The sequence below is a fragment of the Candidatus Ozemobacteraceae bacterium genome, from assembly GCA_035373905.1.
GTDB lineage: Bacteria > Muiribacteriota > Ozemobacteria > Ozemobacterales > Ozemobacteraceae > MWAR01.
In genome coordinates, this window is record DAOSOK010000005.1 from 94,923 (window position 1) to 108,713 (window position 13,791).

Genomic DNA, 13,791 nt, shown 5'->3' on the forward strand with positions numbered 1-13,791 from the left:
GGTTACGCTTCCTTCCTTTCCTGCGGGAGATAGATGGTAAAGGTGGTCCCCGCTGCGGCTCCGCCGGCTGCCTGGCGGCTCTCGACTTCGATTCTGCCGCCGTGGAGATCGATGATCTTCTTGACGATCGCCAGACCGAGGCCGGTTCCGCGCTGCTTCGTCGTGAAGAACGGCTCGAAGACGCGCGCCGCAATGTCGGCTGGCATGCCGATTCCGGTGTCGGCGACCCGGATGACGGACCAAGGACTGTTCGCGACATGACTCGCCGAGATCGTCACGGTTCCCCCGTCCGGCATGGCTTGAATTCCGTTGAAAACCAAGTTTAACAATACCTGTTTGATCTTTTCCGAGTCAACGAGGATCTCGAGATCGGAGGGATACTCGGCCTTCAGCTCGACGCGGTGGCGGCTGGCTTCGTGGTCGACGAGGGCGAGGACGGGGGTGATGATCTCGGCGAATGCGATGCGGCGGATCTGCGACTTTTCGGGGCGGGCATAGGTGAGCAGCTTCTCGACCACGCCGTTGAGGCGGTTCACCTCCGAGACGATCACGTCGATGTATTCGCGGCGGCCGTCGCCGGAGGGCGTTTCCTCCTGGAGAAGCTGGCCGAGGGTCTTGATCGAGGCGAGCGGGTTCTTGATCTCGTGGGCGACGCTCGCGGCCAGCTGGCCGATCGAACTCAGCTTGTCCGCGTGGTACAGCTGCTGTTCGATGATCCGCCGCTGCGTGATGTCGTCGAGGGTCATGACCATGCCGTACGGCTTCTGATCGGCATCGCGCAGGAAGGTGAACCTGGATTCCATCACTTTCACGCCGCCGCCGGCGCCGAGATCGAATTGGACGTCGAAGGGAACGCCTTCCTCGCCGTTGTCGAGAAGCTTCCGGGTTGCCTTGAGAAAGGCGCGTCTCGAATCCCGGTGGATGACTCGAAAGAGTTTCCGGAAGGGAAGCCCGGGCTCGGGGGTGAGGACGCCGGCGAGCTCTCTGAACGCGGCCCCGTTCGCAGTTTCGACGCAGCCCTGGCGGTTGAAGGTGATAACGGAGGTGCTGAGGCTCGCCAGGATGTTCTGGATGTAGGTTTTCAGCGTCTCGAGACGATCGATCGTCTGCTGGATGTCCTCGCGGCCCTTCAACAGGGCGGCTCCCATCTCGTTGAACGAGAGGGCGAGATCGCCCAGTTCGTCGCGGCCTCGTTCGGAGAGACGATAGGAAAGATCGCCTTGGGAAAGCCGTCGGGCGCCGTCGCGCACCTGCCGGATGCGGGCGAGGAGCACCCTGTTCGTGAGAAACACCGAAACGAGCATGACAACGGCGAGTGCGAGGAGGGTGATTTTCAGCGTCTGGCTGCGGGCCTGGGAGACCAGGGCGAGCATGCCTTCCTGGGAGATGGTGCAGTAGATGCGGAACGGCTGCCTGTCGACGGTTTCGGCCAACTCGACCTGGCCGACCGAATGCAGGACTCCGCCCATGCGGAGCGTGAAAATATGCGTCGGTGCGGCGGACTGGCCGATCGCCTGCATGATGTCCTGACGGGATCTGGAGGAGAGCGAGGTCGCCATGACCGTGTCCTGGACGGCGATCGTGACGTCGGCAAGGAGGTTACGGGCCATCCGGCGGGCGCGGTTGTCGTCGAGTTCCCGGGTGAGAGACAGGAAGCCAATGAATTCCTCGGTTTTGAAAACGGGTACTATAGCAGATAATATAAGTCTGTCGCCGACGGTGGCCAGTTCGATACGCGACAGGGTCATGCGAGGATTGGGTGCCGCGATTTCCGGCCCGTGGCCGGGTTCGGATCGGGACGAAAGGATGAGGCCGGATTTCAGATGAAGCCGGAGTTCGTAATAGCCGGAGTTGGCGATAAGCCGGTTCATCTCCTTCTGGAGCAGGTTCGTGAGCCCATACACCGAGTAGTTCACGAGTTTGTCGGATTCGGAATACAGCGTCGCCATGCGCAGAACCTGGTTGCGCTCGGATTCCCAGGAGGAGCGGATCGATTGCAGCAGCGTCTCGACGCGTTCCTGGAAGATCTCCTCGGTTTTCTCAACGATGAGCCTAGTCGCGCTTTCGTTGAAAACGAAGCCGAGCGCGGCGATGGCGGCGAACAGCACCGACAGGATCTTGACTCGCAAAGAGATATACATGGCTGCTCCCGTCAGGGCTCGCCTTCGATGAGGCGGTTGAAGTAGCGCGATCCCTCGCGCTTGACCCAGAGACGTTCCGAGAGAATGTCGCAGGGAAGGAACACGGCACCCTCGATTTCCCTGGATGGAAGGAAGGGGGCGACGGCGCGGCCGGACCAGCGCGGATCCTCGCGATTGGCCCAGAGTCTCAGCCGGATGTGCGGGACGGCCGTCGGTCCGTCGGGTCCGGGAAAGGGGGAGAACCGGATTCCGCATGTGGCGACGAAGACGGATGAGGCGACGGCGTCGCCGGGAACCCAAAGAGAGGAGAATACCGCATCGCCGGCTTCAAACACCTCATGAGCCAGGCTTTCGTCGGATTCCAGGGAATACGGATTGAGCCATTTCCTGTCGAGAGCGTTCTGGAGATGGGTGGGAGTGACATCCTCCGGTCCCTTCCGCATGGCCTGCCTGAGGCGATACAGGGTCAGCGGCGCCTCGAGAGATTCGAACCAGGGGTAATGGTCCGGATTGCGTAGCCGTAGTTGTTCGAGAAGGTCGTAAAACTCCCGAAGGGTCGCCGGCGGTGCCGAGGCGATGCCGGCAAGCCGCTCCATGCGCGTGCCGAGCATCCAGAACACGTGGAGCGTGATCGGCGTGGGGCGCATCTCGGCGGCGACCGAGGCGAGATGCGTTCCTTCCTCGATCAGCAGGAGCGGAACGGAAGCCACGTCGACGGGGCCGGATTCGGCCGAGATCGGAAGCAGGTGAAGGGAGACCTCGTGCGCCAGTAACGTTCCAATGCGCTTTCTCAGCGAGTCGAGCACCCAGGACGGGAAATTCAGGCGGGAAGGCATCAGTATCTCGATCGTGTCGCAACCTCCCGGCATGGATGGGAACAACAGCAGGAGGGCGAGAAGGATGATGCCACGGAAGCCTGGAAATGCCTTCATGACGGGGAGTCTCCGCCGCCCGCGTACAGGTAGCCCAGGAACGGCCTGCCGGTTCGTGAGAGCGTTTCCGCGGCGTTCTCGGCCTGGTCGGGGGTTTCCGGACGGGATACGAGGACGAACCCGTCGAACGCGGTCGTGAGTCCGGCCATCAGGTCGGGGGAGTCTTCGACGTTTCCGAGATCCGCGAACAGATACTGCGTCTCTTCGCGGGGAAAGTTCCCGAGCCACAGTTTCCAGGGCGCCGATTCGACGGCTTTTTCCGGACACGGCGGCAGAGGGCCGGCTGGAACGACGACGGCGCGGGCGGTTTCGTCCGGATTCCCGCGGCTGATCTGGGGCGGTACGGCGTTCGAAGCGAGCCAGTTGACCGTTCCGGAGGCCCAGGGAAGCCACCAGAGGCTGTGTTGGGTCGGCCGCTTCCAATGCAGGTCGATCAGGAGCGGTCGCTTCCGATCGTTCGCGAAGGCGGCGGTCATCAGAGCGGCTGAGACGGACGTGCCGCAGCCGCGATGGGAACCGACGATGGCGATCGTCCGGCATTCGTTCTCATCGGCCTTTCTTGCAAGGTCGGCAGCGATTTTCGTCAGGGTGAGCGCTTCTCGGGGCGATGTCGCCGCGAATGAGAGGGGACGGAGCATTTCCTCGACTGTTTCTCGTGTCAGAGCCGGAATGGCGCCGATGACGGGAGGCCGATCGCAGAGAATCGAGCCTTGCGACCGGCCCTTTCTCCAGCGGATCGTCAGCCAGACCAGAACCGGCCCGGTAAGCAGGCCGAGCGGCTGCGCCGCGAACCAGGCATCCAGGAGTTGCGAGGGAAACGTTCGAGTCTGGCGAGAAACGTCGAGCTTGCCGTATCCCGAGGTGAACAGGCCGGTCAGCGCCTTGTTTTGTTCGAGGAGCCGGGCGATCTCGGTTTTTTTCTGCTCCAGACCGGTCTGGGCCATCGCGACGGTGCGCCTGCGCTCGTCAACCTGCTGTTTTGACTGGGCGATCAGGTCGATTTCCTGGCGTATTCGGGCGGTTTCGGCCTTCAGGCGCCTGAGCGCTTCGGCGTTCTCCCGGACCGCGGCCGGGTCCGCGGTTTGCGCGGAAGGCGTCCGCCTTGGAGCGGGAACGCGGATCCGGGTCGGGGCGGAGCGCCCTTCCCCCTCGCAGGGGCCAAGCCGTATCTGGGACCGTTGCTTTTCCGGTGCGGGCCGGGGCTGAGCCTTTCTGACGGCCGATTGTAGACGGGCGGCCTCGGCCTCGACCAGGGTGAGTTCGCGGCGCAGATTTTCGGCGGCGAGGGCGAGATTCTGGGACATTTCATCGAGTTTCGCGAGTTGGGATTCGTCCGAGAGCGGATCGTCATCCGGGATGGAGGATTTTCGGTCGGCTTCGAGAAGCTCCATGTCGTGGGCCAGCTTCAGGCCGATGCTCGCGAACAGATCGCTTCTCGTCGCTTCCAGGGCGTTCGCGAGATGCGAAACGAGGATGTCCGCCCGTTTCGCGATCGAGGAGTCGAACGGAGCCGTCAGCGTCAGGGAGAGCCCCGTCGCGGGCGAGGAAACGTACGCGACGCTCCAGCGGCAACCGGTCCGGTCCGATTCCTCCTGCAGAATCGGCGCGGCGGCCGCGCGATAGGCCGCGAGGATGCCGGCCGTCTCGAGGGCGGGATAGGGGAGCGTCGCCTCCGTCTCGTGATCTATAGCGATAGGAATAGATATCTGCCACCGGGCGACGGGGACGGCGAATCCCCATACAAAATATATGATAGCAGATATGACGGCCGCCGCCGCGGCGGCGCGACGGGGGATCGCCTTCATGACGGACCGGAGCGTCTGCACGTGAAATGCTCGCCCTTACCGGGTCCCCGCGCCGCGCCGCAGGCGCTCGAGCCTGGGAGTGCCGACGATGAAGGATGCGAGTGTCCTGACCGTCGTGCCGTCGCCAGCCCTGAACTCCGCGTTTGCGCCGTGCGCGAGGAACAGCGAGAGAACGTCGTCGAACAACTGCGTCAGGTCTTTCGCGCGGGCGCGGGTCGTCGACAACTCCCAGAAGGCCTGTCGTCCGGCCAGCAGCAACGGCGTACTGCCGTCCCGATCGAGCGGGTCGGCGGAGGCGCCGCTCTCGAGCAGGATCTTCACGCCTTCGGGCCAGAGAAGATGCGCCGCGAGGTGCAACGGGGTCCGCCCCTGGCCGTTCGCGGCCGCGGTTGAAGCGCCGGCGGCGAGCAGGTGGCGGACGAGAACGGCGTGGCGGCGGCGGACGGCCGCGTGCAAGGCCGTTTCCCCGGCATCGTCGGCTCGCGAAAGATCCGCGCCGGCCGAGGCGAGCAGAAAGGCGGCGCCGGTTCTTCCCTGTCTGACCGCTTCAATCAGCGGCGTCGCGCCGCCGCTTCCCCGAACGTCGGCGGGAACCCCGCGGGAGAGAAAAACGCGGATCGTCGGCACGGAGCCGCAGATGCTCGCCAGGTGGAGAGGGGTGGCGCCGTATGAGTCGGTTGCCGTCGCCGAAGCGCCATGATCCAGCAGAAATTCGGTCATCGAGGCGAGGCCCCGCAGGGCGGCCATGTGCAGCGGCGTCATGCCCCGCGAGGTGCGACGGGAGATTTCAGCGCCGTGCGCGAGAAGAAGCGTTGCAACGTCGAGATGGCCCATCCGGGCCGCCCAGTGAAGCGGCGTCATTGCATACCCGTCGGGGGTCGTGCCGTAGGGCGTCAGGGAGTTCGCCTCGCCCGGATTCCGCGCGAGAATTTCCCTGATGCGATCGATGTCGGCGATTTTCGCCGCCTCGTGGATGTCGCCGGCCAGCGCCGGGAACCCGCAAAAAAACAGGACGGCCAGCACCGCAGCCGGTACCGCCCGGCGAAACGTCGTCATGACACGCTTTTCCATGAAGGTGAATCCGTGATAGAAATGATGTCGTCGCTTTTCACAGCATACCACACGGGAGGTTCTCAGAATCGGACAGGGATTTGCCGATACATTTTCTGCTATGAACAAGATGACCGAATACGCACTGCGCGTTGTAACGATGTGTTCCGCTCTCATGCTCGTTGGGGTGACCTGTGCCGAAGCCGTTCCCGCGACGGATGCGGGAGTCACCTCCCGGGTCGAGTTTGCGATGGCCGCGGTGTCTCCGGTGAGCGCGCCCACCGAGTCTGGCCTTCCGTCCGATGGCGCCAGCGTATTCTACAATCGGAAATTCATCGCCTCGACGATGGGGCGCAGCAGGCAGTATCTGCTGACATTCGATGACGGGCCGAACCCGAACACGACGCCCTATATCCTCGATACGCTGAAAAAGCACGGCATGAAGGCGATATTCTTCGTCGTCGGCACGAACGTCCGAAAATACCCCGAGATCCTCCGGCGCATCCATGACGAAGGACACGTGATCGGAAATCATACCGCGCACCATGCGAATCTTTCACATGCGGCCGCGGCAAAGGCCCTCGACGAGATTCGGCAACTCAACACCCTCGTGGAAAAAATCACGGGAACGAGACCCCGCGTGTTCAGGCCGCCCTACGGGGCGCTGAACCAGAACGTTCTGCAGGCCGTCAGGCAGGAAGGCATGGACGTGATGCTCTGGTCCGTAGACCCCTACGACTGGCGAAACCGGAGCATGGTGCGAACCTGCGAGAACGTGAAACGCCAACTTCACCTCGGAAACGGCACGCGCGGCGGCATCGTGCTGATGCACGACACGCTGCCGAGCACCGTGGCGGCCCTCGAGCCGCTGCTGGTCGCGTTCACCGAGAACGGCCTGATCCCCGCCGTCTACGGCGCCCCGGCCTCGGGACGCGAATACTGGGCGGCAAAAGCTCCCGTCACCCTTCCCTGGATCCCCGAGATGCCCCCGCTCGATCTTGCCCGGCTCGATCGACCTATTCTGGCGGCGCTGCTCAAGCCCAGGAAAGACGACTTTTCCTGGACGGCGGTTTCCCTGCTGAAGGCCCGAAGGACCGGAACCCTGTTCGAGTCGATGCTCTGCCGGGCGTTTCCCTGACCTCAGCGGGGCAGCCAGGCCTTTCCGCCCTTGTCGAGGATGAACGTCCGGTCGTAGGCTTCGTCGTCGTTTGACGCGACCTCGCGGGTGAGGGTGCCGTTCTTCCAGGTCCATTTCTCGTCCCACTTGTCGTCACGGTCGAGATCGACCTTCGCACGGTTCACCTGCGTCTGCCCGGCGTCCTTGTACAGGTTCACCTTCCAGGAACGCCCTCTGACGGCATCTTTCGCCTTGTCGCCGGAAATGTTCGCGACCGCGGCCGAGATGATTTCGGCGTCCATGGGACGCAGGGCGAGCTGATCCGTCGCGGGCGAGGGGATGCCGGGCGCCGTTTCGGCGACGGTCGGAGCCGGGCCGGTTGCCGGTTTCGCGGACGACCAGGCGTTCAGGTTCACGTCATACCAGGTCTGAATCGTATACCGCTCGTCGTCCGCCGGAGCGACCTGCCGCTGGAGGCCCTCCGGGTCCCATGACCACTTCTCGTCCCATTTGTCGTCGCGGTCGAGGTCGATTTTCAGGCGGTTCACCTTCGCCTGGCCGGCGTCTTTGAACAGGTTCACTTTCCACGGCCGGCCCCGGATCGCGTCCTTGACCTTGTCGCCGGAGATATTCGCCCCGGCCGCAGCGAGAATCTCCACGTCCATGGGCCGCAACGCGACGTATCCGGCCGGCAGCTTCGTGCCGGGGTTCGCCGCGGGCGCCGGATCGGCCGGTTCTGACGGCCTCGCCGGCGTGGTGGCGGCGTCCGAACCCGTCCGCTGTTGCTGGGCCTGCCGATACCGCTCGAGATCCTCGTTCACGCGGCGAAGAGCCTTTTCCTCCACGTCGCGGGCATGTTCCTGATACCGATGAATCTCGTAAAGACCGCCGCCGGCGATGCCGAGCAGGCCGAGGATGACGAGGGCGCGGAACGTCTTGTATCTCATCTTTCCGTCTCCGATGATGAGGAATGGTCCGTCGGCATCATGCCGCGGGCGATGGGAACGGTGCAGTTGCAGTAGTCGTACAGGCAGGGTCGCGGCCCGTCGTTCAGGGTGAACCGCTCGCCGGTGAAGTCGCCGAGCGACTCCAGCCTGTATCTGCGTGCCGGGTAGCAGCGCCAGGCACCGCCCAGGTCGTCGAGAATGAAGGCCCGCGAGCCGGCCCAGCAGGGGCGGTCCTTGAACGAGTGTCGTATATCTCCCGTCATATTATGGCCGCCGAGAGCGAGAATGGCGGCGCGTTCGGCATCGGTATACCCGATGACGTCGCGGTCCTGCTTCTCGGGCTGGACCTTGAACGCGACTCCCCGGTTTCCGAACCGCCCAGCAAGGTCGGGAAGGCGGGGCAGGGCGGCGCGCGTGGCAACCGAGGTCACGCACAGGTTCGGTCGGGGCAGCCCGGGGTCCGCACCGCGCACGAGGACCTGCGCGAACCAGCAGGCGCGGTCGATGAACTCGTCGAGTTTCGCGGGGTCGTTCACATGCTCGAGATGCAGAGAACAGGCGAATACGCCGATGCGGCCACCCGCCGCCGCGGCGAAGGCGGCGAGTCGCTCGCGGGAAGCCGTGAAATTCGTCACGATCGAGACGCGGTGTCCGAGGCCGGCGATGGCCGAAACGAGGACGTCGAGCTCGGGGTGCATGAAAGGCTCTCCGCCCGAGAGCTTGATCTCCCAGCGGCCCGGCAGGCGGGAGAACGCCGGGATGAACGCCTTCGCCGGACGGGGAGGGCGGCCCCGGTCGCTTTTGTGGCGCTGGGTGCAGTAGGAACAGCGCAGGTTGCAGCGCGTCGTCATGTTCCAGCTGACGACGCCCTCCGACGGCCTCGGCGTTGCGTTCATGCGTCCGTCCTCGCGGAGGAGAGCCCTTCGATCATGCCGCGGTTGGCCGGAACGGTGCAGGGACAGATGTCCCACGTGCAGACGCGGGGTTCGGACAACGGTCGGAAATCGCCTGCGACGGCGTTGCCGAGATGCCCCGTCTCGTTGCGTCGCGCGGTTCTGCAGCTCCAGACGTCGCCGGTCTGCGTGACGACGAAATACTCGATGCCCGCATGACAACGGTGGCCGCGGTAACTCGGCGCGAGATTCGCCTCGTGCGGCGTGGGTGCGTGCCCGAGAAGCTCCGCCAGCAGGGACGTTTCGTCGTCCGGGTAGGCTGCGATCCCGTGTTTCGTCTTCATGAGCTGCGGGAAGAACCGCAGTCCCGCGGCTTTCACCATGCCGGCGGCCCGGGCGATCGTTTCGAGCCGGCCGGGGACCAGCACCGAGTTCACGACGAGCCGGGCCTCGGGCGCGAGCAGGCTCCGGAGATGGAGAGCCCGGTCGATGAAGGCTTCGGGCGTCACGCGCTCGAGATGCATCGACGCCGAGACGATCCCGATCCGGCCGGCGGTCCGTTCGGCGAAGCGTTCCAGGTCGGTTTTCCCGGCCGACAGGTTCGTGAGGACCGAGATCATGTGCGGTGTTTCCGAAACCAGCCCCGGGATGATCCGGTCGAGAAACAGCGGATGAGTGAACGGCTCGCCGCCGCTCATCTTGATCTCGAACCGCACCGGCAGGTTCGCGTAGAACCGGAGGATCGCATCGATCGCGGCCGCATCCGGCACGCCGACGCGATGTTTCGGATTCTGTATGCAATAGCTGCAATTATAATTGCACGCCCCGAGCACCTGCCATTCGATCGTCGGCTGTCTCATGCGACGTTCTCCGCCCGGCGGAGCTTCGCGGCCAGCTTGGCGTTCTGCTCGAACTTCCCGCACCGGGCGCATCCCGGGAAATACTCTCCCCGCGCGAGCCTCCCGCGCATCGCGTTCCAGTCGGAACCGTGCCAGAGGTCGGAAAATCCCGTTCCGTCGCCGAGCCTGCCGATCGCGGTCTCGGTGTTGCAGCAGAAGTAGACGGTGCCGTCGACGGCGATCCGCGCATACCGGTCGCCCATGTGGCACCCGACCTCGGCAATGGGGGCCGTTGCCGCTCCCCCCGCGAGCACTTGTGCCCGAAGCGTGGAAAGGTTGTGCCTGACGCCGCGCCGTTCAGCGCGAGCGGAGGCTTCGGGAATCCACTCGGCCAGAAGGCGCTTCCGCTGTCCGTCGGTGATGCGCACGGCTTCGGTTCCGCGGCCGAGGCTCGCGAGCTTGAAGTTCACGCGTTCCGCGTCGTATGCGGCGGCGAGATCGATCATGTCGCCGAGTTTGTCGGCGTTCAGGGCGCAGATGACCTGGACGTGCCGGTCGCGGCGGCCGGCTGCGCGCCGGGCGGCGAGCCGCCTCGTGAGCCGTGACCAGGCATCCGCGGCCGCCGATGGGTGGAACGCCCGATACCCGGCCTCGTCGGCGGAATGTATACCGATAAGAATTGTATCAACCCCGCCGGCCGGAAGGCGGTCTGCGGCGTCGGCGAGAAGATTGGAGATCAGCGTCACGCCGAGTCCCATGGTCTTCAGGCCGGCGAGAAGTTCGAGCACGCGGGGATGGGTGAGAGGCTCGCCCATCCCCGAAACGATGACGGTCGAGAGTCGTCCCAGGGAGGCGGCTTCCGCGACCGTCGCCAGCAGGAAATCGACATCGGCCTGCCGGCTCTTCCAGGCCGGCGCGCGGGGGGCCGTCAGGAGCGGCGAATGGTCCCAGCAGGTCACGCAGTCGGTGTTGCAGGCGTTCGTGATGTCGAGATGCAGGGTGACGGGGCCTTTCGTCACGTCATGCTCCTCATCGCCGCGCGCACCAGATCGACGTTCGAAACGGGCGCGCCGTCGGAGGGCTGGCACGCCGTCAGCCGGGCGATACCGCGATACAGGTCTTCCTTCCGCCGGAGAAGATGCCCGAGAAAAGCGCACAACTCGGCCGTGAAACCGACGGCGTCGGCACGCTCGTTGCCGAACATCTTCAGCAGGGCGATGAGACCCGCCCAGTCGCCGAAGGGCGCGGCCGCCTCGACGAGGCGCCGCGCGGCATCGATCCGGCCGTGCGGCGATGCCCCGGGAAGCCGTTTCGCAAGAAAAACGACCGCCCGGAGCACGGCTTCAACCGGCAGACCCCGTCCGGCGGCGTCGGCGGCGATCTCGATCGCGCCGGCGCCGGCCACGGCCGGGTCGGCATCCGGTGCGACCCTGTCGTGGCCGTGGTCATGGTTGAGGGCCTGGGCCATATCGACGAACAGCGTCTCGGGAAGGTTCAGTTCCGCCGCGGCGCGCAGAATCCCGTCTCCGACCATCGCTTCGGCGGTTTCGACCTGCGCGGCCGGCAGAAGGAGCCGGAGGAGCTCCGCCGCCGCGAGCCGGGCGCCGTTGCCGGGCATGAGGGCATGCGCCGCGGCCGACGCCTTCCGCCTGGCGACGGGATCCCGCCAGGCGTCAACCTGGGCGGGCAGAGTTTCCGGCAGGGGGCCGGGCGGAAGAAACGCGGCCGCTTCGGCAGCCACGGCCTTCGCGGCGCGGGCATCCTGCTCGTCGGCGATCTTCTCCTGAGGAAGGAATACCGCCGGAACGCCCGCCTGCATCAACTCCGCGAACGTGTTGTAGCCGGCCGCGCAGACCGCGATGTCGAGGCCGGCCATCAGCTCCGAGGCGCCGAGTCCCGACAGCCAGGTGATGCGCTCTCCCGGAATCTGGCGGCCGCGGTAGAGCGGCCCGGCCCCGACGACAAGATGCAGGGAAGAATCAGGTGCGAGTGCGGCGATCGTCGATTCGAGTTGGGCGGCGGCCGTCGGGTCGCCTCCGCCGCCGGCCGACAGGTAGACGGCGAGGCGGTCGGGGGGCGCGCCGAGATGTCTGCGGGCCGCGTCGCGCGGAAGCAGTTCGGCCCGCTCCCGTGCGATGACGGGGCCGACATGCGCCACGCGCGCGCGGATCTGGTCAGGCACGGGAACGGCGGCGTCGGATTCCGGGACGAGAATCCGGTCGTACAGCGGAAGCATCGCCTGGAACTCGGCCCGCTCGGCGAACGCGGATTTCATCGGGCGGAAGATGAACGCCCGTTTCCGACAGAGGTCGAGCGCCGGCAGCAGCTCGCCGAAACTGCCTCTCGGGAAGGAATCCACGACGAACAGGTCCGGTCGCAGAAGCCCGAGCGAATGCCAGACCCACTGCTTGGCGAGGGCGAGGTAGGCGGTCTTGTCGATCCCGCTCTCGGCCACGGACGTCTTGGACGGCAGTTTGAACGAGGCGAACCGCTCGTGAAAAAGCAGTGCGTCGGCTTCGGAGGATGTGAGAAACCATATCTCCAACTTTATATCGAGCGCGTGGGCGTATCGCCGGAGCCAGCGGGAAATCGCGGTCAGGCGGGTGAGATGCCCCACGCCCGCTCCGTTGACGGCGTAGTTGACGATTCGAAGCGTCTGGCCCATGAACGCGGCTACGATGCGTCGGCGAAGCGTCCGGGGCCTGTTTCGCCGTGCAGGAGCCCCGCTTCTGCCGCCGCCGCGGCCTCTTCGGCGCCGAGATGACGATGGGCTCCCTGGTAATCCGGGTGGTCGTGTCGGAACGCGGAGACTTCCGGGATAAAATCGCCGTCGAACAAGCCGTCCGTGAAAACGTCCCACCAAAGGACGGAGCCGGTGAGGTTCACGCGGCCGTAATCGGTGAAATCGCGAATGGTGCCGGTCATGCGGGCATACCGTTTGCGTCGCCTCCGGATCTTGTCGCGCGGCGCGACGTACCGACGGTCGTAATCGATATCCGCGAGGGTCTCGTTGTAACGCTTCGGCCGTTGCCACTTGTATGTGTCGCGATCGGCTTTGTTCTTGAGCTCTCCGAGTTGCGCCAGTTCGGCATCGAGCTGGGTATTGATGCGCTCGAGATACAGGGCTTTCGCCGCCGTGCCGCGAAGGGTCTTGAACGCCTCGGCGAGGTCGGGGGCGGTCGAGAGATGCCGGTCGATCGAGCTCATATCGCCATCGAGCAGGTATCGGACGAGAAGTTCGTGCGCCCGCTCGAGGTGCAGATCGTCGAGGTGCTCGAGATACCGGCGGAGCTCGGCGCTGCGTTGCCTGGCGGCTTCGACGGCGGCGATCAGGGAGTCCGTCTCGGCGATCGCCCGGTCAGATTCCTCGATGGTTTTCCATGCGTCGAGAATTCTCGGCCGGAGTTGCGCGAACGCCTCGAGATCGGGAAACCGTTCGAGAATCTCGTCGCCTGCCTTCCAATCGTCGTAAAACTCGAGCTGCCAGAATGCTGTTCTATATGATGGAGTATCGTATCCGGATTCGATCAGTCTGTCCAGGCGGGGGTGCTGAACCTTGGCCGACAACTGGCGGGCCGGCGCTGACTCCGCGAGCTGCTCCGCTCGCTTTTTTTCGAGCCGTGAGAGGATGCTCGCGGCATTGGAAAAGCGCGGGTCGGCCTCGGTTTCGGCGAGTTCGGCCGTGCGGGCGCGGCGATCCTCCTCTCGCCTGATGACGAGGTCTGGGCGCGACAGGAGGGGACAGCCGCTCAGGTGCGCGGCGCGCTCGAGGGCGGGCGGGCTCAGCTCTGGAAGCAGGGCCACGGCCAGCCGCAGGGCTTCCTCGTCGCGCGCTCTGACGGCCTCGTTCAGGGCCGACGTGTTCTCGGCCTTGAGCTTCCGGAGTTCCTCGATTTCCGTCGTCGCCGTCTCGGAAAGGGCGCGGGCGGCCTGGACGACGTCGGTCGATCGGTAAACACTCACGTATCTCTCACCTTCCCATTCTCGTTTTCGCCGCCGGCCCGGCGCGGCGCCTGATTGCCGGCAGATAAAAAACCGGGCCGCGCGTTTCCCTTGAACGTTCAGGG

General features: G+C 65.2%; 11 protein-coding genes. 1 reads left to right on the plus strand and 10 read right to left on the minus strand.

Annotated elements, in window-relative coordinates:
• Nucleotides 1-2: 2 nt before the first annotated feature.
• Genes PLU72_03630 through PLU72_03645 form a run of 4 tightly spaced genes read right to left on the minus strand, consistent with a single transcriptional unit; the run spans nucleotide 3 to nucleotide 5,934 of the window.
• Complete coding sequence (locus tag PLU72_03630) at nucleotides 3-2,141, minus strand: ATP-binding protein (GenBank protein HOT27255.1); 2,139 nt, start codon at nucleotides 2,139-2,141, stop codon at nucleotides 3-5.
• An 11-nt stretch (nucleotides 2,142-2,152) separates the two neighbouring features.
• The gene (locus PLU72_03635; GenBank protein ID HOT27256.1) at nucleotides 2,153-3,073 is read right to left on the minus strand and encodes a hypothetical protein; all 921 of its coding nucleotides are present in this window, start codon (nucleotides 3,071-3,073) and stop codon (nucleotides 2,153-2,155) included.
• Nucleotides 3,070-4,899: a hypothetical protein gene (locus PLU72_03640; protein HOT27257.1), complete on the minus strand. Its 1,830-nt coding sequence runs from the start codon at nucleotides 4,897-4,899 to the stop codon at nucleotides 3,070-3,072. The genes PLU72_03635 and PLU72_03640 overlap by 4 nt, the downstream gene beginning before the upstream one ends.
• Nucleotides 4,900-4,914: 15 nt before the next feature.
• A complete protein-coding gene (locus tag PLU72_03645; protein ID HOT27258.1) occupies nucleotides 4,915-5,934 on the minus strand; it encodes an ankyrin repeat domain-containing protein in 1,020 nt (339 codons plus the stop codon).
• 115 nt (nucleotides 5,935-6,049) lie between these two features.
• On the opposite strand from PLU72_03645, the gene PLU72_03650 reads away from it, so the two are divergent.
• Complete coding sequence (locus PLU72_03650) at nucleotides 6,050-7,066, plus strand: polysaccharide deacetylase family protein (protein ID HOT27259.1); 1,017 nt, start codon at nucleotides 6,050-6,052, stop codon at nucleotides 7,064-7,066.
• Nucleotides 7,067-7,068: 2 nt separating this feature from the next.
• On the opposite strand, the gene PLU72_03655 is transcribed toward PLU72_03650, so the two are convergent.
• From PLU72_03655 to PLU72_03680, 6 genes are read right to left on the minus strand one after another with little or no spacing between them, the layout of a single operon-like run.
• Entirely contained in the window at nucleotides 7,069-7,992 is a 924-nt protein-coding gene (locus PLU72_03655) for a hypothetical protein (protein HOT27260.1), read from the minus strand.
• Complete coding sequence (locus PLU72_03660; protein HOT27261.1) at nucleotides 7,989-8,888, minus strand: radical SAM protein; 900 nt, start codon at nucleotides 8,886-8,888, stop codon at nucleotides 7,989-7,991. The genes PLU72_03655 and PLU72_03660 overlap by 4 nt, the downstream gene beginning before the upstream one ends.
• Nucleotides 8,885-9,745: a radical SAM protein gene (locus PLU72_03665; GenBank protein HOT27262.1), complete on the minus strand. Its 861-nt coding sequence runs from the start codon at nucleotides 9,743-9,745 to the stop codon at nucleotides 8,885-8,887. Before PLU72_03665 ends, PLU72_03660 begins: the two co-directional genes overlap by 4 nt.
• The gene (locus PLU72_03670) at nucleotides 9,742-10,743 is read right to left on the minus strand and encodes a radical SAM protein (GenBank protein ID HOT27263.1); all 1,002 of its coding nucleotides are present in this window, start codon (nucleotides 10,741-10,743) and stop codon (nucleotides 9,742-9,744) included. Before PLU72_03670 ends, PLU72_03665 begins: the two co-directional genes overlap by 4 nt.
• Nucleotides 10,740-12,389: a glycosyltransferase gene (locus PLU72_03675; GenBank protein HOT27264.1), complete on the minus strand. Its 1,650-nt coding sequence runs from the start codon at nucleotides 12,387-12,389 to the stop codon at nucleotides 10,740-10,742. Before PLU72_03675 ends, PLU72_03670 begins: the two co-directional genes overlap by 4 nt.
• A gap of 8 nt (nucleotides 12,390-12,397) precedes the next feature.
• Nucleotides 12,398-13,687: a hypothetical protein gene (locus PLU72_03680; GenBank protein HOT27265.1), complete on the minus strand. Its 1,290-nt coding sequence runs from the start codon at nucleotides 13,685-13,687 to the stop codon at nucleotides 12,398-12,400.
• Nucleotides 13,688-13,791: the final 104 nt, after the last annotated feature.